We start from the raw sequence: 22,639 nt of genomic DNA on the forward strand, positions 1-22,639 counted from the left end.
GAAATATTTGTTATTATATAAAGGTATATTATGGAGGCTAATCATGGAAAAAGTAAAGAAATTGTGGAAAGAAATTAGCATCTTTGGAATCGTATTAGTAGTGTTCATTGGATTATTTGTATATCGGAAAATAACCCATGTTGAATACACAACGATTACTCAAAGTGCATTAGTAGAAAAAGTTAAAGATAAGGATAGTTTTGTCGTAGTTATCGGAAATAATAGTGATAATACAACATTATCATATCAACAAACCATGACCACATTTGTAGAAAAAAATCGTAGTAAATCTCTATACTATGTAGACGTTTCTGGTGACAGTGATTATACTACTTGGCTAGAAGAAAAACTCGATATCACTGATGGTACGGTACCACAAACATTAGTATATGAAAAAGGAAAAGTCAAAACAGCTAAGACTGGTGCTTTATCATATTACCGATTAAGTCAATTGTACAAATAAAAAACAGCATAATGATGTATCTATTATAGTCAGTCTCTCGCTAACATTTAGATTTTACATCATTGTACTGTTTTTTTATTTTATATATAAACGGTCAACTCGTTTAGTAATCAAACAAATTATTTCATAAGGAATCGTTTCAAGTTCTCTTGCCATGCTCGCTAAACTTATATGCGCTCCAAAAATCTCTACCTTATCCCCTTCTTTAATCGTTTCATCTACCCGAACCATTATTTGATCCATGCAAACACGACCAACAATTTCAAAATATTTACCATTAATATAAACGTTCCGCCCCTGATTTTTACGAATCAATCCATCAGCATAGCCAATTGGGATCGTTGCTAAATATTCATCTTCATCAGCAGTATAAGTCAAGCCGTAACCAACTCGGTCACCAGCTTTAATTTTTTTAATCAGAGCAACTTTAGAATATAAAGACATTACCTGTTTAAATTCCTTTGTTTCATTACCAGCTGGATCGATCCCATACATAATAATTCCAATTCTCCCTAAATTAGAACGATCATCATGATGATAAGCCATTGCCGCACTATTACAACAATGAATATATTTAAATTTATGATCAGCTACTAAATCATAAAAAAGTTCTCTTTGCTGGTCAAAAGCTGCCTGTTCACCATCAGCTGTTGCATAATGCGTAAAAATTCCTTCTAAGATAAACTTATTGTAATCAATAGTATTTAACATCTCATCCAACTGTGCTTTGCTAGTTAAGCCAATACGATGCATTCCCGTATCTAATTTAATATGGATTTTCAACGGCTGTTGATCTATCAATGTTTCTAGATGATGCATGTAATCCAAGGAGATCATTGTTAAAGAAATATCATATTTAATTGCTAAATCAATTTCTTCCTTAGAAGTTGGAACAGCTCCTAAAATTAAAATTCCTTTAGTAATACCTAATTCACGTAACTCAATTGCTTCCGGTAAGGTTGCTACTGCAAACATCTCAAGATATTCAATATCTTTAATATATGTGGCCACTTCTCGATATCCATGACCATAAGCATCCGCTTTAATTACCGCCATTAACGGACGTTTAAATTTTTTATATGTTGTTTCAATATTTTCTTTTAAATATTTTAAATTAATTTCTGCATATGTATCACGATGTAAACTCATATGACACCTCCATCTTGTCTAAGTATAATCCAATCTAATTGATAATTCAAATATTTTCATAATTATGTATTAGAGGCATTTTGCCTCTATTTTAAACTCGATGTCTGCATACTACTGATTACATTGACCATTTCATCTTTATTTAAATCTTGAGAATACAATTTGCATAAAACACCTGATTTCATCATCATTAATTGACCATCATTATAAAATGCCACACCATCAACAAGATCAATTACTTCACCACTTACCGTTTCAACTGCAACTTCTTCACTAGCAGTTACCGGTGTTTCAATTACTGTAAAATTCTTATCTCCAGTGAATTTTAAAATATGGTTAGTTGTCCCATCAATCGTTGAAACTTTTTCACTATCTAAAGTGCTTCCCATTAAGGCAACTGGATATAATGGTAACTCACTAGAAACATTAGAATACTCATTAGTACTCTTTTCTAAAACCTTCTTCTCATTAAAATTATCTTTTCCCAATTTAACATCTGTCTTAAAATCAGTAAAATCAGCGGTAATTATTTCAGCTTCGTCTTTATCTAAAACGGTTACTTGCTTTGGCGCTAATGATTTATCAAAAATAATTTCTTGAGCTACCACCCGTGAATCATTTGGATAAGTCACTTCACATTTAACTTGATAACCTGTTTTTATTTTTTCCACTTCGCCTTTTTCTAATAATTCAATTAGAGATTGATAGATGTATGGTTTTGGGGAATTATTCGGCCACTCACTTTGAAATTTAAAGATTTGATTTAAAGTTGGTGTTAAAACAAAAACACCATCAGGGTTCTTAACAATGATTTGTGATTGATTCAATGATTTATCATATAATTCTACTTTATAATATTCATTCTTTTTTTCTTTTAAATAACTAACATTGACTAGATAACTTTTAAGTTCATCATTTTCAACCATTTCCATATTACAAGTAAGTGCATATTTATCATAAGCCTTAACCTTTTCAATCACCTTATCTAAAGAACTATCTTTCATTTTAAAGAAAGTTAACGCTGCGATTACTATCACAACTGCCGCGGCAATACCAATATATATTTTTTTCAAATTTACACCCCCAATAATAAATATGTTTAAAAATAAATATTATGTATAAAGATATTTCTAATGGATACACTTTAATAAGGAGGATGAAGATAATGAATATATTACAAAAAATTTCATTAGTATTAACAATTATCGGAGCGATAAACTGGGGCTTAATCGGTTTATTCAATTTCAACCTAGTTGATTCTCTATTTGGTGTTGATAGCTTTTTATCAATGTTAATATATATTTTAGTTGGTATTGCCGGTATTATTAATATTATGCTACTATTTACTGATTTAGATACAAAATAAAAGAGTAGTAATCTACTCTTCAATTATGAATGGAGTCATTTCTCCATTTTTTTTATTTATTCTAATTCTATTTTTAACCATTTTTAACATTGGAATATCGTGCATTGAATCAGAATAAGCATATGAATTTTCATAGTCTATCTCAACCCCTAATTTCGCTATAACCGCAGTTAACCGTGTTACCTTTTCTTCGTTTTTACAATTATTACCAATCATTCGACTTGTATATTTGCCTCCGATTACCTCTGTTTTCGTTCCTAATATCCCATCTACCGGCAGATCACAAAATCTTAAGTAACCTTCAATCGATGCTGAACAGATATAAACAAGATAACCGTCATTTTTTTTATCTTTTAATTCTGCAACTACATTAGGATAATATTTAGGAATAAGACATGTTTGATAAAAATCATTAAGCTCTTCATCACTTAAATTATCCATTGGAAACAACCAGGCACTTTTAGCCGTTTGAAATTTTACTAACCCAATTATCGATAAAGGAAAAGCAACTGCTACCTTTAGCAGTCTAAATACTGCTAAAGGATGTTTTTTTAAATAATATTTTAATAGTGCTCTTCCTGAATCACCATGAATCAAAGTATCATCATAATCAAAAAACGCAAACTTTTGCTTCATTAAGCAATCTCCAAAGCAATTTCCATCATCGCTGTAAATGTCTTTTCTCTTTCCTCAGGGGACGTTTCTTCATTTGACACCAATGAATCAGATACTGTTAACAATGTTAAAGCACGCTTATTTAAATAGGCTGCAGTAGCAAATAAAGCATATGATTCCATTTCTACTCCAAGACAACCCATTGATGCCCATTTTTCAACTGAACCTTGATCAGCATGATAAAAAATATCTGATGCTAAAACATTACCAACATGGTAAACAACGTCTTTTTCTTTAGCTTTATTAACTGCCCGCTCTAATAAAGCATAACTAGAAATAGCACTATAAGTACCCGGTAATTCATATTGATGAGCAAAATTAGAATCCGTACAGCACCCTTGAACAATAATAATATCTCTTAAATGCACATTTTCTTTAAAAGAACCACATGAACCGATCCTTATAATATTTTCTACATCATACTGACTAAATAATTCATAACTATAAATTCCAATCGATGGCATCCCCATTCCCGAACCCATGATTGATACTTCTTTTCCTTTATAAGTTCCCGTATATCCGAACATATTACGAACTGTATTAAACTGTTTTACATTCTCTAAATAAGTTTCTGCTAAAAATTTTGCTCTTAAAGGATCTCCCGGCATCAATACTGTTTTTGCTATTTCTCCTTTGGTCGCTTGATTATGTGGTGTGGCCATATTTATTCCTCCTTTACCTTTCCATCTCTTAAATAATAATACGTATCAATCTCTCCAGGTTCATTTAATTCTTCACCTTTTATTGCTGCTATTAGATTTTCTAAATAATCATCAACATCACTAACTCCTAATTGAGCATAATATCCCTCAAGAACTAAAAAAGGACCAAATCCATAATCATCTTGATTAAAATCAATAATGCTATTGATTACTTCATCATAGGCAGCCTTTACTTCTGTAAGAGTCTCTGTATCATCCATATCATATTCAATAATTTTCATATGATCACCAAACTCTTCTTTTATTAAAGGTAAACCATTTTTTGTGAAGTTCTCACAATTAGGACACCCTTCTAAATAAAAGTACTGTAATGTATATGTTTCTGTATAAACATTCTTTTCCTTTTTTTGACAACCAAATAAACTTACAGTGAGTACCAAGGTTATCATGATTTTAAATATTTTTTTCATATTACACCTCACTCGTTATTATAACCCAAAATTATCTAAATGTATACTAATGCAAAAAGCATCTACTCATTAAGAATAGATACTTTTTTAATTATCTTTAAAATAATAGTATTTTTCGATTTTTTCTGGTGCCATCAATTTCTCACCACTAACTGCTCTAATTAAATTATTTAAAAATTTTTCAATATCATAAACTCCTAATTGAACATAATGATTCTCGAGGACTAAAAACGGCCCAACACCATATTGATCATAATCAAAATCCTGAAGCTGTTCAAGATCATGATCATAAGCTTTTTTAACTTTATCAAACGAAGTTGCATCATCCATATTATATTTAACGATCTTCATATGTTTTCCAAATTCTTTTTCGATTAGAGGAATCCCTTTTTTTGTAAAAAATTCACAATTAGCACAACCTTCAATATAATAATACCGCAAAGTATATGTTTCATGATACTTATCTTGACATCCTAGTAAACTAGTAACAAAGATAACAATCACTAATATCTTTAATATTTTTTTCATTGCTCATTATCATCAAAACTCTTTTTCTGTCATAATTTTACAACTAATCAAATACGATATTATCCCCGCACCAGCAACCATTAAGAGTAAAATCATCAACAACCCGCTTAATCCAATCGTGCTTAATGCATCAATCATCGCAAATACATCAATTCCAAAATTTGAAAGAACTGACACAACTAAATAGCCAATTGCAAAAGCACCACCCATAACTAACAGCATTGCTACATTTCCTTTACTTTGACCAAATTTAAGTTGAACTGGAATTATTATTAAGACCATCATTAATGCCACTAACAAGATCATTGCCGCAGTTAAAAACCACTCCAAAATAATAACCTCAGTTCCTTGAATAAAAACAACCACTATCGATAAAATTGTAGCTGCCAGCCATGCCCCGGTCGCCAAAGTAGCTGCAAATAAATATTTTTCTTTGACATATCCAGTTCTTGTCACTGGTAAAGTAAAGAGAAACGCATTGCCATTATTAAATTCATCATAACTAATACTGCTTATAACGAACATTGCGGCAATAAAAGTAGCATAACTAATTACAAAAAATATATTTGTCTGGGTAACCGCAAAAAATATTGCCATTGCTGCAATTACGATAAAAAACATCTTTTGATTCATCATTAATTTAAAATCTTTAATATATAGGCCTTTCATTATTTTTCACCCCTAATCATTAATGTCATTACCTCATCAATACTACTTTTTTCAATAACCACGTCAGGATAATTTTCTAAATAAAATTGTTTCTGATTAGTTAAACAGCGGTATCCAAAACTTTCTCTCTTTTGACAAAGCAAATATTGTTTATCTAATTCATAAAACTGTTCCTCATCAACTTTCAAAATCGCATAGTCACTTAATAATACATCTGTTTCTTCATGCATAACAATTTTACCCTGATCAATCATATATAAATCATCACATAGTCCTTCTAAATCACTGGAAATATGAGAACTAATAATGATTGCACAATCTTCATTTTGTTCCATATAATCACGAAGCATATCCAGCAATTCATCTCGCACAATAACATCTAAGCCTGCTGTTGGCTCATCTAAAATCAATAACTTACTTTGGTGTGATAAAGCAATCAAAACTTTTAATTTTACTTTCATTCCCGTTGAAAATTCTTTGATTTGTTTGTTTAATGGTAATTCAAAATGACGAACTCTTTCAATAAACATCTGTTTATCAAAATGACGATACAGTGATTCCATAATAGGGATGATATCTTCAATCCTCAGATATTCACTAAATCCCGAATCCGATAACACGACCCCAATATTTTGTTTATCTTCTATACTTAATCTTTTAATATCTTTGCTAAATAATTTAACAGTCCCACTATCTACTGAAATCAGACCCAAAACAGCTTTAAAAGTAGTACTTTTACCAGCACCATTTTGTCCGATCAGCCCAGTAACACAACCAGCCTTAACTTCTAAAGAACAATTAAGCTTAAAACGTCCATAATCTTTTTGCACATTAATTAGTTCTAACATATCTTATTCCTCCATAATCAAATTAAATAAAGCTTTTATCTCATCGTCGTTCATCCCGTAACGTCTTCCTTTATCAATGGTACTTTCCAGTTCAGTTTCGACTTCTTTGCGCCGCTCCTCCAACAACAACTCTTGATTCGCCCCTTTTACATAAGTACCTTTGCCATGAATCGTTGCTGTAAATCCTTCTGTTTCAAGATGATCATACGCCTTTTTAACTGTTAATGCGCTTATCTTTAATTCTTTTGATAACGCACGAACTGATGGTAATACATCATTTTCATGCAATTGACCATTTATGATTTGAGCTTTTATTTGTTCAACAAGTTGTTCATAGATTGGCTGCATCGATGAATTATTTATGATAATCTTCATCTTCTCCCTCCTCTTCACAAACAGTATATAACAGTGTATAACTGATTGTCAACTGTTATATGCTGTTATAAAAAAAGATAAGGACCCACAATGTGAGTCCTTATCGCAAGGAGAGAGTTTTATCTAACAATCACAAAATTTTCTTTTTCTTGATCCAATCCATCCTAATCCAGCTAATACAAGTATACCAAACATACCCGTGATATTTACATCATCACTAGTCTTAGCTGCTTCAACTACTTGTCCTGGAATAGTCTGTTGACCACTATTATCTGATGGTGTTTGCTCATCAGGATCAACTGGTTTAACATCTGGTTCGATGTCCTTAACTTCAACCATTCTTCTAAATTCTACTTCATTACCTAAAGCATCAGTTATTCTGTAAATAACTTCATAACTTCCCGCTTTACTTGTATCAACACCATCACTAATTACAATAATATTTTTAGTAATATCCGTACCATCAACATCTAAAACTTGTATACCAGCTAATGGATCAAATTTATCGCCAACTGTTAATACTTTATCTTCAACAATTAATTTTGCAGGTTCAACTACTTTAACTGTAAATTCTTTACTTGTTTCATTACCAGCTTCATCACTTACAGTCACTGTAATCGTATAAGTTCCTGCAACATTGTAATTATATTCGCCACTAATTGTTACTTTATCTAATAAATCACCATCAACATCATCAGTAACTATTAACCCTAGTAAATCTTTAATATCTGTTGCATCATTTACATAGATAACTGCATCATTACCCGTAATTTCTGGAGCAGTGACATCCTGTTCTCCTTTAAATGTTAATTGGAAATTACGATAATTAAAGCCGTCTAGATCATCATAAATACGAATAAATTGTTTACCAGCTTCTAATTTAATTTGAATCGTGTCACTATCTTTCCAATTTGACCAGCCACCAGAATTCTTTAAAGTAACTTCACCCAAAGTAGCAGTTATTTTTCCATCTACTGTCATGATAACAGCTTTAGTATCGCCACCGCAATCATGACTATAATTAACCTTTACATCGTATAATCCTGCCGTCTTTACATCAAGATAATAATCTTGATAAGCTCCTGCAGATCCAAAACCAATATTTTTAGTTGTTGAACCTTCAATTCCCCAACCAATTTCTTTAGAACCATCAACTACCTTGTCAGCCGTTATCGTCGTTGTTTGATCAAGCGTATCACTAACTTCAATTGCTTGAGTTAATTTTTCGATTTTTAAATTAGTTAATTCAAAACCAGCACTATTAACTTCAAATCTTAAAGTCTGTTCACCAGCTTTTAAATTCAACATCTGTGCATAACCTTGTGCATTTCCCCAATATTTACCAAAAGAAACACTGCCAAGATTATCAGTAGCCAATCCTAAACCACCACTTAGTTTTAAACCATTAGTAATTGCTTCACTATCTTTAATCTTATATGTCAATACATAATTTCCTTCTTCTTTAATATTCAAATAGAAGTCAATATAATCTCCCTTAGCACCATTAACCAAAGTACCTTTTTTACGATATGCATCACTTTCTTTTAATCCTACCGCAACATCACCAACATCAATACTATCTGGTAGATTATTTGTTTTTAATAATTTAAGATTTGCTGTTAAATCGACGTTGCCATCGCTATAACCGTTTGATTTTATACTAATTGTCCCTGCAACATCTTCATAATTAGTATTTTTACGTTCTAATGTTACTGTTACTTTGTTTCCATCAGCACTTACTTTTATCGCTTTAACAGTCATATAATTAGCTGCTTCTTCACTTAAAACAAGATCATTTACTTTTAAATCTTGATTGAATTTTCCGCCTTCAATCATTAAATCAAATTCAGTTGTTCCAAAAGCAAGATCACCAATATCTAATAATGTTTCGTCATCATCAACTGCAGCAATCATTACACTATCACTCAAACTATAACCAGTATCACCAATCTCACCAGCATCAACTTTAACAGTCACTGTAAGATTACTATCATAATCTACAACTTCATTACCTTTTAATATAATTACTGCTTTTGTATCATTTATTCTCTTTAAAGAATAAGTAATACCTGCAGGCAATCCTTCAACCACCCAATTAGCTTGATTTAAATCAGTTTCAAATTTTCCATCTTTTAAATTAACAGTAATTTCTTTACCAGCTAATTTACCTTCTTCTAATTCATCACTAGAAATTTGAATATATGAGCCAAACGATAATGCTTTCAAGTTAAAACTTACACCACTTTGTGGGACAAAACTAATTTGGCTTTCACCTTCAGGCAGATTAATCTCTACTACCCCAGTACTGTAAGTGCTATCGTTACCAGTACTAGAGAGTGTTGCTTCACCAATTGAAGCAGAGATACCATTTTGAATTAAATCCATCCAAAATTTTGCTTCTCCATCACTAGCATAGTTCATCTTCATTTGATAAGTGCCAGCTTTTTGTACATTAACCCGATAATTAACTCGGTCGTACTCACCAAAGAAACCAATATTTCCATCTTCTACAATAATTCTTTCACCGTAACAGTAATCTGTAGCACTAATGTACCCAGGCACATCATGGCTGTATTTTGTCTTATTGATCTTAATTTCACTTAGATTCATACCGCCATCTGGCAATTCGATCGTTAGAGTTTGAATTCCTTTTTCCAGATTTGCTTGAACTTGGATATAACGGTAATCTTGCCATTCACCACCCCAGAAATTAAATCTTTGTGCCACAGTAGTACCAACAACTGTATCACCTGATTTAACGTTTACTGTTTTATTTTCCCAATCTTCACCAGAAGCAACTTTAATCATAACATTATATGTTCCGGCTTCTTTTACATCAACCAAATAATCTATACTCGCATTTTTATTTACATAATCAATAATATGGTCTGTTGTATTAATATTAGCATTAGTAGCTGAACTACATTTATCAGCTGTAAATGTTCCTGGAACATCTAATGCATTTATTTCAATATCACTACCATCCCAAATATATGTTGCAACATTACCAGCCGGTAATACCGCATTAAATTGAGCACCCTTCATCATTACTTTGAATTTTTGATCAGTACCACTTCGGTTTGCAACAATCATAACAATTTTTCCTGTTTCAGGATCTTTAAACGCAACGTTTGTTACAGTTGAACTAGAACCATTATTTGTATCAACACGGACATATCCCGGTTTTACATATTTAGTAAATTGCGACATGATATATACTTCTGGAGTAGCCCAATATCTTTGAGGATTATTAGCATCCTGCACAAATAACGTTGGATCTGGAGTTCCAACCCAATGATGAGTTCCAACATTACTATCTAACATCGTAACCCAGCTATTATAACTTTCAGAACCGTTTCTTAACCAAGTAATAATATCATTAGCACCACTAGTACCCCATACTGATCTTTCCGTTAAGTTCATACTTAATTGATCTTTATATCTATCATAGAAAGAACCCATTGTTGAAGCATTACCACCATAAGGATGGAATGCAATACCATCAATATTTAATTGATCACCAGCTTCTTTAAAGAAATCAGCCATAAATTTATCAGCACCATCAAAATTATGATCAAACGCCCATAGTTTAACTTCTTTTTCATTATCCTTTAACACAGTGCTTTTCGCTAATTCAGCTTTGATTGCTTTAGCAATTTTTGCTTCTTGGGTTCCTGTCATTGCACAACTAGGATAATTAATTTCTAATAATGGCTCATTCTGAATCGTCATTGCATAGATAGGAATACCACATTTTTGATATTCTTCAACATAACGAACCATATATTTAGCTAAATCATCAATATAATCATCATTTAATTTACCACCCTTCAATAATAATTCATTATCCTCATATGAATTACTACTTGAAGTAGGTAACTTCATCCACCCTGGTGGTGTCCAAGATGAAGCAAAGAATTTCAGATTATCTTCTACTCCTAATTCTTTTGCGATAGCCTGCATCTCATTAATAACTTTAATAATTCCTAAATCTTTATCTTTTTGAATACTAAATCCTTTACCAGTAACATTATTCCAATCTGGTTTACCATCTAATTCTTTTCCTGTACCATCATAATAAGTGTAGAAGTCTTGTGCCGTAAAATCTGATGTTCCCACTGTTACCCGCATTAACGACATTCCCATACCATTAACAGGATCTAATAATCTTCTTAAGAAAGCTTGACGATTTTCATCAGTCATCTTTAATAAATTGTAAATTGTTGATTCTTCAATTGAAGTTCCCATTCCTAAAACACTTTGATATGTTTTTTGGTCATTTACAACAATTGTTGTTTGACTAGAATCATCTGCAACACGTAAATCAAGAGGATCTTTTGTTGCATTTTTATTAGAAATCTCAAATTCACCTTTATACCAAGCCATATCTTGTGAATTTTCAGAAGAAGACATGCTTACTTCAACTGCTCCTTCTTGTAACATTGCTCCAGTTCCCTCATTTGTTACTTCATCAGGAATGATTGGACCAACATAATCACCAGCTTTTTCAAAAATATAATAATCAATATTAAAATCTTTATCGCGTGCTACAAGTTTAAGTTCGTGTATCCCCGCTTTTAAACTAACCAAAGCTGTCATCTCTTGAGCTGTGAACTTAGTCCAGCTGCCCGTTGAAACAATTGGTGTATTTTTCTTTTCTAGTACCAATTCATCATCTAAATATAATTCAAATGCTCCATCAATTGTCGCTGCATATTCACGTGCTGCTTGAACAGTTAATTTATATGCTGCTTGTTCTGGCACATTAATTTTATAAGTCATATGCCGTCCATCTTGTAAATACCCTACAGTTGTACCATTATTTTCTAACTTAATTTCACTGTGTGCATCCACAAACGCCTCGGCTTCTAATTTTCCATTAGTTTTCGCTAAATCTATCACATTAGGATCAGCTGGTGCTGTAAAATCACCGGTTTTTTGAGCTTTTTTCAATCCATATCCAACCCGATATAATACTTTGCTTGAATCATCATACTTACTAGTAATATCTTGAGGATACCATGTCCAAGTAATTGGATTTGTTCCTACAAAATCTTTATCACCTAATAGTACATCAGCAACCCCATCACCTTCACTACCTGGTAACCATGCATTAACAATCCCTTTGATATGATCATCATTAACATAATCAGCCATTGCAATTGGTCGCCCTGTTGTTAAAACTAAAATAATCGGTAAATCAGGATGACTATTTTCAATCCGTTTAATTGTACTAATATCATTAGCTGGTAATTTTAATTGTCCAGCACTGCGATCACCATTACTTTCAGCATATGGGTCTTCACCAACTACAACTATTGCTGCATCAACTTTATTGTCCGAATTTGTAAATACACCATTAGCATTATAGCTGATTGTTCCACCCTTTTTATCCATCGCTGCTTTTAAACCACTGAAAATAGTTGTACCAGGTGTTGTATTTCCAGTTGCCCCTTGCCAAGTAATTGTCCAACCACCACATTGTTTACCAATGTCATCACCAGCACTACCAGCAACCACGATATTATCCATATCTGCTAAAGCCTGCATCACTGTTTTACCAGCATTAACTTCATCATTTTTTAATAAAACTAAAGATTCACTAACTGCTTGTTTAGCTAATGCCCGATGTTCACTACCACCAAATTTAGCTTGATCTGCCTCATCAGCATATGCTTTTGAAGGATTATCTAAAAATCCTAATTCTTCTTTAGCAGTTAGAATTCTTGCAACTGCATCATTTAAGCGTTCTTCACTAATTTTTCCTTCATTAACAGCTTCAACTAAAGCATTATATAAATTTTTCCAGCGTGGTGTTGAACCATCTTTTTCTGCTACCATCAAGACGTCAACACCAGCATTGATACAAGCAATTGCCTTATCTTTATAAGTTGCTTGATTCTCAATTTGATCAAGACCGTTATAATCGCTAATAACAATGCCATCAAAACCAAGATTTTCTTTTAATAACGTTGTAACAACGTCCTTATTTCCATGACATCTTTTACCATTGATACTATTATAGGTAACCATAATTGATTTAGTTCCTTGTTTAATAGCTTCTTTATAAGGTGTTAAAAGTTCCTTAACCATTGGATTATTCATATTTGCATTGATTAGATCTTGATAATCAGCATCACTAAGCTCTACATTACCTTGGTTAGCTCCATTAGTAGTTAATCCTTCTCCTAAATAATGTTTTGCTGACGATAGAGTATCACCATCACTTTCAATTCCTTTAATATATGCAGTACCTAAATTAGTTACCCGTTCAACATCATCACCAAAAGTTTCATATGTACGCCCCCAACGTTCGTTATGAGGTACACCTAATGTTGGTGTAAATGTCCAGTTGGCTCCCATTGCTCTAACTTCACTTGCAGTAGCCTCCCCAATTTGTTCAACTAATTGAGTATTATTAGCTGCTGCCAATCCAATGTTATGAGGATAGATAGTCGCTCCATACAAATTGTTATTTCCATGAACCGCATCTATTCCATATAACAATGGAATACCACCACTATCAATTACTGCTTTTTGATAACTATTTGCTGAAGTTACCCAATTACTTAATTCATTTCCACTAGTTGGTGCTGCTCCCCCACCACTAAGAATTGAACCAATCTTATACTCCGCCACTTCAGCTGGAGTGATCCAGCGAGTATCCGCCTGAATCATTTGTGCGACTTTTTCAACCGGTGTCATACTATCAATAATTCTTTGTACTTCGGCTGAAATCTTCGACTCTGCTTTAACCCCAATAGTTGATGAAACAACCATTAGAGCTACTAATGCTCCCTTCAATATTCTCTTCATCTTTTCTCCTCCAAATTTATTGGTACAAATTTATTATATTCCAATGAAGAATTAATGTAAAGCGCTTTCACAATAAAAATAGAATAAATTATATTCATACCAATAAATATTGTGAAACTTGACTAATATGATATAATGAGTTTTGAGGTGATTATATGTTAAAGTATGAAATGATTGTAAATGATCTTCAAAAAAGGATAATGAATGAAGAATTTGAAGAGACTCGAAAATTACCTACTGAAGAAAAACTGATTGAAGAATATGGGGTTAGTCGTAATACAATTCGTAATGCAATTAAAATATTAATGAATTTAGGCATTATTTATCCAGTTCAAGGAAGCGGGATGTTTGTTCGGGCCCCAAAGAAAAAAGGAACAGTGTATCTTAACTCGACCCGTGGGGTGACAATGGATAATCCCGGTAATAAAATCATTAATAAATTATTAGATATTCAAATAGTTGAAGCTGATGAAAAGTTAAGTGAACAGATGAACTGCAAAGTTGGAACTCCAGTTTATTACTTAAAGCGTCTTCGTATTGTCGACGGTATCCCATATGCTTTAGAGCGAACATATTATAATAAGGAAATCGTACCCTATTTAGGTAAGGAAATTGCTGAAGGATCAATTTTTAATTATTTAAAAGATGATTTAAAAATCTCTTTTGGTTTTGCTGATAAATATCTAACTGCAATAAAATTAAGCAAAGAAGATGCTGCTTTACTAGAACTTGAAGAAAATGATCCAGCCATTATGATCAATGATAATATTCATTTATCAAACGGACAGTTATTTAACACTTCAAATATCATTTATAATTATCAAACTACTAATTTCTATAGTGTTGCTAAATAGCAGAAATAACTGCTATTTTTTATTTCAATAATTTTGTTGAATAAAAATAATTTTTATAATATAATAGTGATAGAAAGGGTGATACTTATGGAATTTGAATGGTCAACTAATGATATTGCTAAAAAAACAGTTACTATCTACAGCACCAATCTAACATTAAATAAAGCAGCCTGTCGGCACTTTGAAGAAGTAGATTTTGTTTTATTAGGAATCGATCGAAATAAAAATGTTTTGGGAATTAAGCCAGTTGGTAAAAAAGAAATAAATGATGCGTTATATCCAGAAGATCAATTGCATAGAATTTCCATTGGAAAAAGCTACGGACGAATTTCAAATAAAAACTTTATTAGTGAACTATCAAAAGAATATAATTTAGATTTAGACAATAACAACTGTGTAAAGTATACTGCTAAGTTTGATGTAATACATCAGATTCTGTTAGTGGATCTTTAAGGAGGGGGATTATAAATGATACCTATTTGGTTAGGCATTATCATCGTAGCAATAATTGTTGAAATTATTACTATTGATCTAGTAAGCATCTGGTTTGCTGCAGGTGGTGTTGTTGCCCTAATTGCTGATTTATTAGGGGCTAGCCAAGCAATTCAAATTGCCTTGTTTGTAATTGTCACAACGATCGCAATCTTTGTTACAAGACCTATTGCTAAAAAATATTTAAGAACAAATATTGAAAAAACCAATTACGATCGTGTAATTGGTAAGCATGGGCTTGTAACTAAGACGATTACTGCAGATACTAAAGGTGAAGTAAAAGTTATGTCAACATCATGGCTAGCTGCAAGTGTTGATAATAACACTATTAACGAGGGTGAGTACTGCGAAATCATGGCAATCGAAGGAGCTCACTTAGTTGTTAAAAAAATAGAAGAATAGAGAGGGAAATATTATGGACGGAATTGTCGCTATTGTATTATGGGTTTTTCTAGGAATTATTGTAATTACGATCATTGCTTCAACAATTAGAATTGTTCCACAATCACGGGCATATGTCGTAGAAAGAATCGGAGCATATAATCGTACATGTAATGTTGGATTGCACATCTTGATTCCTTTCTTTGATCGAGTTGCCAATAAAGTTTCATTAAAAGAACAAGTTGTTGACTTCGCACCACAACCAGTTATCACTAAAGATAACGTCACGATGCAGATCGATACTGTTGTTTATTATCAAATCACTGATCCAAAACTATTTACTTATGGTGTGGATCGACCAATCAACGCAATCGAGAATTTAACAGCAACTACATTAAGAAATATTATTGGGGATTTAGAATTAGATGAAACTTTGACATCAAGAGATATTATTAACTCAAGAATGCGTAGTATTCTTGATGAGGCTACTGATCCATGGGGAATCAAAGTACATCGTGTTGAAGTTAAAAACATTATTCCACCTCGGGATATTCAAGAAGCAATGGAAAAACAAATGCGAGCTGAACGCGAAAGACGTGAAGCAATCTTACAAGCAGAAGGAAAAAAGACTGCTGCTATCTTAAATGCTGAAGGTGATAAAGAATCAATGATTTTACGTGCAACAGCAGATAAAGAAGCTAAAATTGCAATTGCTGAAGGAGAAGCAGAAGCATTAAGATTAGTTTATGAAGCCCAAGCCAAAGGTATCACATATATTAATCAAGCAAACCCAGACAGTGCATATGTAACATTACAAGGGTTTAAAGCCTTAGAAGAGTTATCTAAAGGTGAAGCCACAAAAATTATTATTCCTAGTGAGATTCAAGGTATTGCCGGTTTAGCTAGTTCTTTAAAAGAATTAGTAACTGATAAACCAAAAAAAGATTAATTAAACATTGTGGACGTCATATTACTGACGTCCTTTAAAACATTTATAAGCTATTTATTTCTTAACAAAAAGCAGCTATATAAATAATATAGCTGCTATAAAACTATTTAACTGTAATAATAACTCTTTGACAATGTTTCAACTGATGTTTACCATTATCTTGAACTTCTACGACCACATGAATAGTATCGCCATTTTCAGCATCCTTCGGTACCTCGTAATTCTTCGTAAAGCTCACCATCAATAACTTTACCATCTCCCATCAAAGCATAATTAGCCATTAAAGGGCCTTTATCTTTAACTAAATTTTCATAACTCTTAAAGTTTCATTTAATCATCCTCTTTACATCTATCCTTTCTCTTGTGAATATTCTAAGTATCTCAAAAATAAAAAATCTGAAATAATAAAGAAGTGGGCGGTACTACCATAAAGAATATCTGACATCCCTACTTTAAACGTTTCATATCTAAAAGTAATCATATCATCACAATACTTTGATAATAAAGTATTTCCAACCTTAGCAATTCCAATTCTTGGAATATGTAACCCTCGTAAAGCGCGTGCTAAAGTTACTGCTGTTTCATTATCGCCCGATAATGAAATAATAATAAACAAATCATTTTTAGTTACATTATTTAAGATTGTATCGATTTCCGTTCCGTTACCTACAGCATGAAAAACCTTGTTTGTATAAAGAAAAACCCGCCGCAGTTCACCGGCCATATTTGCTTGAACAACTCCAGTTCCATAAACAAAAACTCGTTCAGCTTTTTCAATCATTTCCATGATATTAGTTAAATCTCGATTTTTCATTCGTTCCATTGTTTCAATAAATTCATGATAAGTATCGTCTATAATTCGTGGTTTGAAATTTGGCTTTTGCGCCAAGTCCCATTTCAAATGCACCTTCAATTCACTAAACCCCTCAAGCCCCAGCTTTTTTGTAAAGCGTAAAATACTAGTATGCGATACATTGCAATTACGTGCTAGATCTTTAATCGAAATTCTTTGACATTCCCGTTTATGATGTAAAATATATTGCCAGATATATAAGTCATTTTCATTCAATTGATGGTAATTATCTTCTACTAATTTATCTAATGTCATTATTCATTTCCTCTACTTTTAGCATATTCAATATAATTGGCAATAATAAAATCAATTAAAATAAAATAGTTCCCCACCAGATCTTCACGACGCCCTTGATTTGTCATGACTGGTAATGTCTTTACATGCAGACTATAATCGGCCACATGAGATAAAGTACAATCATTATTAGCAATAATAGCCACAACAATGACTCCCTTAGCTTTTAAACGATAAACATAATCTAATAAGCGTTGATTTTCACCAGCATAAGAAATAGCAATAAAAACATCATTACTACCAAACAAATTAATATAAGCCTCAAAATCTGCTAATACATCAATGTCTAAAAATAACTTATTCACCATTGAAAATGAACGTTTTAAATGTTGCGCTGTATTATCTTGAATTACCCCAGTTCCATAAACATAAAGATTTTTAGCTTCATAAATACTTTGTACAATTTCTTTATAATGATAATCCCGATATTGTTCTAAAGTTTCTATATAATGATTAAAGATATTATCTGTTAAAGCATTTTTATCATTTTTTTGATTATCGATCCGTAAAAAAACTTTAAATTCAGCGTATCCTTTTAAACCCAGACGCTTAGAAAAGCGTAAAATAGTACTTCGTGAAACACTACATCTTAAAGCTAGTTCATCAATCGATAAACGCTCACACTCTTTACGATGATGAATAATATAATTCCATATATATAAATCATTATCATTAAGTTGTTGATAATTCCTATTAACTAGTTCTTCTAATTTCATATCATACCTCTACATGTATTATTATAACAATATTTTAAGTAAAACAAAATCAATAACTAAATTAGAAAAAAATTTATCACAGTAAAGAAAAACCACATCAATTTGATGTGATTTTATTTGTATTCGATTAAAGGAGATTCTATTATATGAACATTTTCATTAATATTATATTTTGTGATTTCATGACCACCATTTTCAACAATAACTAACATTGTTATATCATTGATTCCTTTAGTCACAAAATCTGTTTTATCATAAGAAATTAATAATTCACCAGTTTCTACACTGTCACCGGCAGATACATGAGTAGCAAAACCCTCACCCATTAAATTAACAGTGTCTAAGCCAACATGAATTAATAACTCCATACCATCTTCGGTTTCAATCCCCAAAGCATGTTTCGTATTATCCATCACCATTGAGATTTTCCCATTACATGGCGCATAAATTTTACCATCATCTGGAATTACAGCAATTCCATCACCCATCATTTTTGTTGAAAAAACTTCATCTGGTACATCTTCAATGGCTACACTTTTTCCGTTAGCCATTGAAGATAGTACTTTATTTTGTTTTTCTTTCTTTTTAAATAGTTTTAACATCTTATTTCAATTCAGGCCAGAAATCTTTATTCGCTTCAATTAAATCATCTAAGATTAATTTCGCTACTCTTGCACTTGGTACTGTTTTTGATAATGTGATTGCTTGCCATAATTTTTGATAGCTTCCTGTTATCCATGCATCTACTACTAATTTCTCTACTGATACTTGTTGTTCCATTAATCCCTTTTGGAATTGTGGAATTGATCCCTGACAGATTCTTTCATATCCGCTGCTTCCTACGATACATGGAATCTCTACCATTGCCGTACGGTCAAAGTTTTCTACTGCTCCTTCATTCGGTACGATCAATAACATTTTTTCTTTAGTGTTTTTAGCAATTGCACAAGCTAAGTCAACAATATATTCAGCATGCGCATCTGGTTCAAACCCTCCGTCTACAGCTGTTCCTTTTTCGATGATCTTTCTACAAGCTGTAAAGATATTCTTTTCTCGATGCTCCATTACTTCATTTGCCCGTGTATGTTCCGGATTAGTATGTTCTACTACATAATCAGGATATAAATAATATTTTAAATATGTGTTTGGGATTGTTTCTGGATCTAATGCATAAACATCTTTTGCTTTTGCGAATGTTTCAATCCAGCTTTGTTCCACGTGCTGATTCGTTCCTGACAGTGCATCTGCAAAACCATTAGCTGCCATATGCTTCTTGATTTCCGGCATTAAGTCATTACCGTCTTTATCTTCAATTTTATGCCACCATCCAAAGTGGTTTAATCCATAATATCCAACAGACATCTCTTTACGTGACTTTAACCCTACCATGTTAGCCATCTTTTCTTCAAGATCGATTGGCATGTCACAGATATTTAAGATCTTAGAATCAGGACGTAATCTTCTTGTTGCTTCAGCTACGATGGCAGCTGGATTAGAATAATTTAACATCCAGGCATTTGGAGAATATTTTTCCATGTAATCCAGAATTTCAATAACCCCGCCAATAGAACGCATGCCATAAGCAATTCCACCAGGACCACAAGTTTCTTGACCAACAACATTATATTTCATTGGAATCTTTTCATCTTTTTCACGCATTGCATATAATCCAACACGAATATGACACATAACGAAGTCAACATCAGTAAAAGCTTCTTCTGGATCAGTAGTATAAGCGAACTCAACTTCTGGTGCATTTTCTTTTAAATAAATTTCACAGGCTTTAGCGATGGTTTCTTGACGTTCCGCAAAATTATCATAAAATTTAATTTTTCTAATTGGAAAACGATCCATATGATCTAACAATAATAAACAAATCCCAGGTGTGAAAGTACTTCCACCACCAGCAATAACAACTGAATATTTCTTTTCCATTTTCTTTTTCTCCTCTGTTTTACATTAATCTAAGCGTCGCAAATAAACAAACGGTTGAAAAGGCTACTACAATGAAGCTTCCTCCACCATACTGGAAAGTGTACTTCATTGTAAATTCCTTAAGGGTCTTGAATACTTTAATATCATATGTTTTAACTGTTACATAGAACAAGTAAGCAATAATCATAAAATATAAACTATTTAATGTTAAGGCCTGAGCTAAAAGCAATAATACGAAGTTAATACAAGCAAATTTAATGTCACCTTCTTTTAATTTTCTTTGTGCAATATTTAGTAAATAAGCAATATATGGATTAATCATTGCAATCAAGAAAATTACTGCTACACTTGGCTCACTGCTCAGCACTTCTGGCAAAGTAATTGAACGCATCATCGCTAACAACGATAAATATAGATAAGCAATAAACGGTGTAACCATTAAGAACACTTTAGCGATCATATAATATCGATCTAATCTTTTTAACTTCTTTTCATTAATTCTTTTTGCCATCTTCAAGACCATCCTTTTCATTTATTTATAGTAATGCTTCAAAATCTTCTCTTACACTTGGTACTTTTAATCCAACAATTACTTGAATATTTGTCTTAGTAGCTTTTAAACCATGAGTACCAATTGATTTAAAATAGCTATCAGATTGAACTAATTTTTCATCTTTTACATTAACTCTTAAACGAGTTGCACAGTTAGTAACATCAACAATGTTATCTTTACCACCTAATCCTTCAAGGATAGCAGCAGCTAAACTTTGTTTTTCTACCTTTCCACCAGCTTGTTTTTCTTTAAAATCAGCTTTAGTGTGGAATTTAATTTCTTCTTCATCATCTTCACGACCAGGTGTCTTGAAGTCAAATTTTAAAATCAAGAATCTAAATACAATGAAATAAATACCTGTAAAGACTAAACCTACTACCAATAATGTTAAATATGTTTGCCAGTGTGAAGCCATTAATGGTATAAAGTTAAGGGCTGACATTTCGATCAAACCACCTGATAATACCCCAACAACACCTAGCGCATTTGCTACTGTAGCTAAAGTAGCAGCTAATACTGCATGTACTACAAACAATACTGGTGCAATAAATAAGAATGTAAATTCAATTGGTTCTGTAATTCCACAAACAATAGCTGTTAATGTGATTGGAATTAATAGACCAGCAATTTGTTTTTTCTTCTTATCTTTCGCTGTCGCATAAAATGCTAGTGCGATACCTGGACATCCAAATACTTTAGATAAACCTGTAAGTGTTGGCCATGCCCAAGGTGCTAATGATTTTAAAGAATCACTTGAAGCCGCTAAATCTGGTAAAGCTGTTGCCCAAGCTGAATAAACTCCACCGTTGATAATTACTGAATCGTAGAAGAATGGGAAATACATTAAATGATGTAATCCAAATGGAATTAAGATACGTTCCATGAAGATAAAGATCCATACCCCGATTGATCCAGCACCAGCAACAAATCCTTGGAATGCACGCATACCATCTTGAACGATTGGCCATAACCATGCAGATAAAAATGCAACTGGTAATAAAGCAAAGAAACCAACAATTACTACGAATGATGAACCACTGAATGTTCCTAACCATTCAGGTAATTCAGTATCAAAGAATTTATTGTGTAAATATACAACGATACATGAAATCATTAACGCTCCGATCATCCCCATATCTAGAGTTTTAATACTAGCAATCATCGTAAGACCACTTGTACCTCCAGTTTCTGCTGCGAAGTCAACTCCGAAAGTTCCTCCCCATTGGCTTAAGATCGTACTTAAGAAATATTGAAATGTTAGATAAAGTACTAACGCTTCCATACAACATCTTGCTTGTTGTTTTTTCGCAAGACCGATTGGTAATCCAACCACGAAGATTAATGGTAACTGATTGAATACTGTCCATCCCCCTTGAAGAATGACATTCCATACTTGATACCACAATCCATTAGGGTCAGCTAGACCACCCATAATTGCTTCAGTTGTAAACAATGTTCCAATCCCGATAGTTGTTCCTGCAAAAGCAAATAACAGTACCGGCGTGAACATTGCCCCACCAAAACGTTGAATTTTTTGCAACATATTTTGTCCTCCCTTTTCTCTTGACACATACATCGTATCAATTTGAAA

At 32.5% G+C, this 22,639-nt stretch carries 23 protein-coding genes; 6 read left to right on the plus strand and 17 right to left on the minus strand.

The features are described 5' to 3' along the window. The first annotated feature begins 43 nt into the window (after window positions 1-43). Entirely contained in the window at window positions 44-463 is a 420-nt protein-coding gene (locus EYR00_RS12300; protein ID WP_003537356.1) for a hypothetical protein, read from the plus strand. Window positions 464-538: 75 nt separating this feature from the next. Here EYR00_RS12300 and alr read toward each other — a convergent pair whose 3' ends face one another. After that, window positions 539-1,612 carry an alanine racemase gene (gene alr, locus EYR00_RS12305; protein WP_003537355.1) on the minus strand — a complete coding sequence of 358 codons (1,074 nt, stop codon included), beginning with the start codon at window positions 1,610-1,612 and terminating at the stop codon, window positions 539-541. 86 nt (window positions 1,613-1,698) lie between these two features. Then, a complete protein-coding gene (locus EYR00_RS12310; RefSeq protein WP_003537353.1) occupies window positions 1,699-2,685 on the minus strand; it encodes a LolA family protein in 987 nt (328 codons plus the stop codon). A 92-nt stretch (window positions 2,686-2,777) separates the two neighbouring features. Between EYR00_RS12310 and EYR00_RS12315 the strand changes: the two genes are divergently transcribed. Continuing rightward, window positions 2,778-2,978 carry a DUF378 domain-containing protein gene (locus EYR00_RS12315; protein WP_008791142.1) on the plus strand — a complete coding sequence of 67 codons (201 nt, stop codon included), beginning with the start codon at window positions 2,778-2,780 and terminating at the stop codon, window positions 2,976-2,978. 12 nt (window positions 2,979-2,990) lie between these two features. Here the strand turns inward: EYR00_RS12315 and EYR00_RS12320 are convergent, their stop codons facing one another. From EYR00_RS12320 to EYR00_RS12355, 8 genes are all read right to left on the minus strand, one after another. Beyond that, the gene (locus EYR00_RS12320; protein WP_003537348.1) at window positions 2,991-3,614 is read right to left on the minus strand and encodes an HAD family hydrolase; all 624 of its coding nucleotides are present in this window, start codon (window positions 3,612-3,614) and stop codon (window positions 2,991-2,993) included. Then, window positions 3,614-4,315 carry a purine-nucleoside phosphorylase gene (gene deoD, locus EYR00_RS12325; protein WP_003537346.1) on the minus strand — a complete coding sequence of 234 codons (702 nt, stop codon included), beginning with the start codon at window positions 4,313-4,315 and terminating at the stop codon, window positions 3,614-3,616. Before deoD ends, EYR00_RS12320 begins: the two co-directional genes overlap by 1 nt. 2 nt (window positions 4,316-4,317) lie before the next feature. Beyond that, window positions 4,318-4,785 carry a hypothetical protein gene (locus EYR00_RS12330; protein ID WP_003537344.1) on the minus strand — a complete coding sequence of 156 codons (468 nt, stop codon included), beginning with the start codon at window positions 4,783-4,785 and terminating at the stop codon, window positions 4,318-4,320. An 87-nt stretch (window positions 4,786-4,872) separates the two neighbouring features. Further along, window positions 4,873-5,313 carry a hypothetical protein gene (locus tag EYR00_RS12335; RefSeq protein WP_022007392.1) on the minus strand — a complete coding sequence of 147 codons (441 nt, stop codon included), beginning with the start codon at window positions 5,311-5,313 and terminating at the stop codon, window positions 4,873-4,875. A gap of 12 nt (window positions 5,314-5,325) precedes the next feature. Continuing rightward, on the minus strand, window positions 5,326-5,982 hold the full coding sequence (locus EYR00_RS12340) for an ABC-2 transporter permease (RefSeq protein ID WP_003537341.1): 657 nt from the start codon (window positions 5,980-5,982) through the stop codon (window positions 5,326-5,328). Continuing rightward, window positions 5,982-6,830 carry an ATP-binding cassette domain-containing protein gene (locus EYR00_RS12345; RefSeq protein WP_003537340.1) on the minus strand — a complete coding sequence of 283 codons (849 nt, stop codon included), beginning with the start codon at window positions 6,828-6,830 and terminating at the stop codon, window positions 5,982-5,984. The genes EYR00_RS12340 and EYR00_RS12345 overlap by 1 nt, the downstream gene beginning before the upstream one ends. 3 nt (window positions 6,831-6,833) lie before the next feature. Continuing rightward, the gene (locus tag EYR00_RS12350) at window positions 6,834-7,205 is read right to left on the minus strand and encodes a GntR family transcriptional regulator (RefSeq protein ID WP_008791138.1); all 372 of its coding nucleotides are present in this window, start codon (window positions 7,203-7,205) and stop codon (window positions 6,834-6,836) included. 123 nt (window positions 7,206-7,328) lie between these two features. Next, a complete protein-coding gene (locus EYR00_RS12355) occupies window positions 7,329-14,021 on the minus strand; it encodes a glycoside hydrolase family 3 N-terminal domain-containing protein (protein WP_003537338.1) in 6,693 nt (2,230 codons plus the stop codon). 155 nt (window positions 14,022-14,176) lie between these two features. Here EYR00_RS12355 and EYR00_RS12360 point away from each other — a divergent pair, with 155 nt between their 5' ends. From EYR00_RS12360 to EYR00_RS12375, 4 genes are all read left to right on the plus strand, one after another. Further along, the gene (locus EYR00_RS12360) at window positions 14,177-14,875 is read left to right on the plus strand and encodes a GntR family transcriptional regulator (protein ID WP_003537337.1); all 699 of its coding nucleotides are present in this window, start codon (window positions 14,177-14,179) and stop codon (window positions 14,873-14,875) included. Between the two features lie 87 nt (window positions 14,876-14,962). Further along, window positions 14,963-15,328, plus strand: a complete 366-nt coding sequence (locus tag EYR00_RS12365; RefSeq protein WP_003537335.1) for a hypothetical protein — start codon at window positions 14,963-14,965, stop codon at window positions 15,326-15,328. Between the two features lie 15 nt (window positions 15,329-15,343). Next, the gene (locus tag EYR00_RS12370; RefSeq protein WP_003537333.1) at window positions 15,344-15,769 is read left to right on the plus strand and encodes an NfeD family protein; all 426 of its coding nucleotides are present in this window, start codon (window positions 15,344-15,346) and stop codon (window positions 15,767-15,769) included. Between the two features lie 13 nt (window positions 15,770-15,782). Then, window positions 15,783-16,697 carry an SPFH domain-containing protein gene (locus EYR00_RS12375; RefSeq protein WP_003537330.1) on the plus strand — a complete coding sequence of 305 codons (915 nt, stop codon included), beginning with the start codon at window positions 15,783-15,785 and terminating at the stop codon, window positions 16,695-16,697. Between the two features lie 103 nt (window positions 16,698-16,800). Here EYR00_RS12375 and EYR00_RS12380 read toward each other — a convergent pair whose 3' ends face one another. The 7 genes from EYR00_RS12380 to EYR00_RS12410 form a co-directional block, all read right to left on the minus strand. After that, on the minus strand, window positions 16,801-16,953 hold the full coding sequence (locus EYR00_RS12380) for a hypothetical protein (protein WP_167309590.1): 153 nt from the start codon (window positions 16,951-16,953) through the stop codon (window positions 16,801-16,803). A 93-nt stretch (window positions 16,954-17,046) separates the two neighbouring features. Continuing rightward, window positions 17,047-17,805, minus strand: a complete 759-nt coding sequence (locus EYR00_RS12385; RefSeq protein ID WP_003537326.1) for a MurR/RpiR family transcriptional regulator — start codon at window positions 17,803-17,805, stop codon at window positions 17,047-17,049. Further along, window positions 17,805-18,560 carry a MurR/RpiR family transcriptional regulator gene (locus EYR00_RS12390; protein ID WP_003537324.1) on the minus strand — a complete coding sequence of 252 codons (756 nt, stop codon included), beginning with the start codon at window positions 18,558-18,560 and terminating at the stop codon, window positions 17,805-17,807. Before EYR00_RS12390 ends, EYR00_RS12385 begins: the two co-directional genes overlap by 1 nt. Before the next feature lie 113 nt (window positions 18,561-18,673). Further along, window positions 18,674-19,162: a PTS sugar transporter subunit IIA gene (locus EYR00_RS12395; protein WP_003537320.1), complete on the minus strand. Its 489-nt coding sequence runs from the start codon at window positions 19,160-19,162 to the stop codon at window positions 18,674-18,676. Between the two features lies 1 nt (window position 19,163). Then, entirely contained in the window at window positions 19,164-20,495 is a 1,332-nt protein-coding gene (locus tag EYR00_RS12400) for a 6-phospho-alpha-glucosidase (protein ID WP_003537319.1), read from the minus strand. A 19-nt stretch (window positions 20,496-20,514) separates the two neighbouring features. Next, window positions 20,515-21,006 carry a hypothetical protein gene (locus tag EYR00_RS12405; protein ID WP_008791127.1) on the minus strand — a complete coding sequence of 164 codons (492 nt, stop codon included), beginning with the start codon at window positions 21,004-21,006 and terminating at the stop codon, window positions 20,515-20,517. 25 nt (window positions 21,007-21,031) lie between these two features. After that, a complete protein-coding gene (locus tag EYR00_RS12410; protein ID WP_009301236.1) occupies window positions 21,032-22,591 on the minus strand; it encodes an alpha-glucoside-specific PTS transporter subunit IIBC in 1,560 nt (519 codons plus the stop codon). Between the last annotated feature and the right edge of the window lie 48 nt (window positions 22,592-22,639).

This window comes from Thomasclavelia ramosa DSM 1402 (assembly GCF_014131695.1).
GTDB lineage: Bacteria > Bacillota_I > Bacilli_A > Erysipelotrichales > Coprobacillaceae > Thomasclavelia > Thomasclavelia ramosa.

What these genes read in the sequence shown, in the direction of transcription:
- deoD (WP_003537346.1), bottom strand. Translation starts at nt 4,315, where the DNA reads ATGGCCACACCACATAATCAAGCGACCAAAGGAGAAATAGCAAAAACA.
- EYR00_RS12330 (WP_003537344.1), bottom strand. Translation starts at nt 4,785, where the DNA reads ATGAAAAAAATATTTAAAATCATGATAACCTTGGTACTCACTGTAAGT.
- alr (WP_003537355.1), bottom strand. Translation starts at nt 1,612, where the DNA reads ATGAGTTTACATCGTGATACATATGCAGAAATTAATTTAAAATATTTA.
- EYR00_RS12390 (WP_003537324.1), bottom strand. Translation starts at nt 18,560, where the DNA reads ATGAAATTAGAAGAACTAGTTAATAGGAATTATCAACAACTTAATGAT.
- EYR00_RS12335 (WP_022007392.1), bottom strand. Translation starts at nt 5,313, where the DNA reads ATGAAAAAAATATTAAAGATATTAGTGATTGTTATCTTTGTTACTAGT.
- EYR00_RS12350 (WP_008791138.1), bottom strand. Translation starts at nt 7,205, where the DNA reads ATGAAGATTATCATAAATAATTCATCGATGCAGCCAATCTATGAACAA.
- EYR00_RS12345 (WP_003537340.1), bottom strand. Translation starts at nt 6,830, where the DNA reads ATGTTAGAACTAATTAATGTGCAAAAAGATTATGGACGTTTTAAGCTT.
- EYR00_RS12300 (WP_003537356.1), top strand. Translation starts at nt 44, where the DNA reads ATGGAAAAAGTAAAGAAATTGTGGAAAGAAATTAGCATCTTTGGAATC.
- EYR00_RS12400 (WP_003537319.1), bottom strand. Translation starts at nt 20,495, where the DNA reads ATGGAAAAGAAATATTCAGTTGTTATTGCTGGTGGTGGAAGTACTTTC.
- EYR00_RS12320 (WP_003537348.1), bottom strand. Translation starts at nt 3,614, where the DNA reads ATGAAGCAAAAGTTTGCGTTTTTTGATTATGATGATACTTTGATTCAT.
- EYR00_RS12410 (WP_009301236.1), bottom strand. Translation starts at nt 22,591, where the DNA reads ATGTTGCAAAAAATTCAACGTTTTGGTGGGGCAATGTTCACGCCGGTA.
- EYR00_RS12375 (WP_003537330.1), top strand. Translation starts at nt 15,783, where the DNA reads ATGGACGGAATTGTCGCTATTGTATTATGGGTTTTTCTAGGAATTATT.
- EYR00_RS12365 (WP_003537335.1), top strand. Translation starts at nt 14,963, where the DNA reads ATGGAATTTGAATGGTCAACTAATGATATTGCTAAAAAAACAGTTACT.
- EYR00_RS12385 (WP_003537326.1), bottom strand. Translation starts at nt 17,805, where the DNA reads ATGACATTAGATAAATTAGTAGAAGATAATTACCATCAATTGAATGAA.
- EYR00_RS12355 (WP_003537338.1), bottom strand. Translation starts at nt 14,021, where the DNA reads ATGAAGAGAATATTGAAGGGAGCATTAGTAGCTCTAATGGTTGTTTCA.
- EYR00_RS12380 (WP_167309590.1), bottom strand. Translation starts at nt 16,953, where the DNA reads ATGGTAAAGTTATTGATGGTGAGCTTTACGAAGAATTACGAGGTACCG.
- EYR00_RS12370 (WP_003537333.1), top strand. Translation starts at nt 15,344, where the DNA reads ATGATACCTATTTGGTTAGGCATTATCATCGTAGCAATAATTGTTGAA.
- EYR00_RS12405 (WP_008791127.1), bottom strand. Translation starts at nt 21,006, where the DNA reads ATGGCAAAAAGAATTAATGAAAAGAAGTTAAAAAGATTAGATCGATAT.
- EYR00_RS12360 (WP_003537337.1), top strand. Translation starts at nt 14,177, where the DNA reads ATGTTAAAGTATGAAATGATTGTAAATGATCTTCAAAAAAGGATAATG.
- EYR00_RS12315 (WP_008791142.1), top strand. Translation starts at nt 2,778, where the DNA reads ATGAATATATTACAAAAAATTTCATTAGTATTAACAATTATCGGAGCG.
- EYR00_RS12395 (WP_003537320.1), bottom strand. Translation starts at nt 19,162, where the DNA reads ATGTTAAAACTATTTAAAAAGAAAGAAAAACAAAATAAAGTACTATCT.
- EYR00_RS12340 (WP_003537341.1), bottom strand. Translation starts at nt 5,982, where the DNA reads ATGAAAGGCCTATATATTAAAGATTTTAAATTAATGATGAATCAAAAG.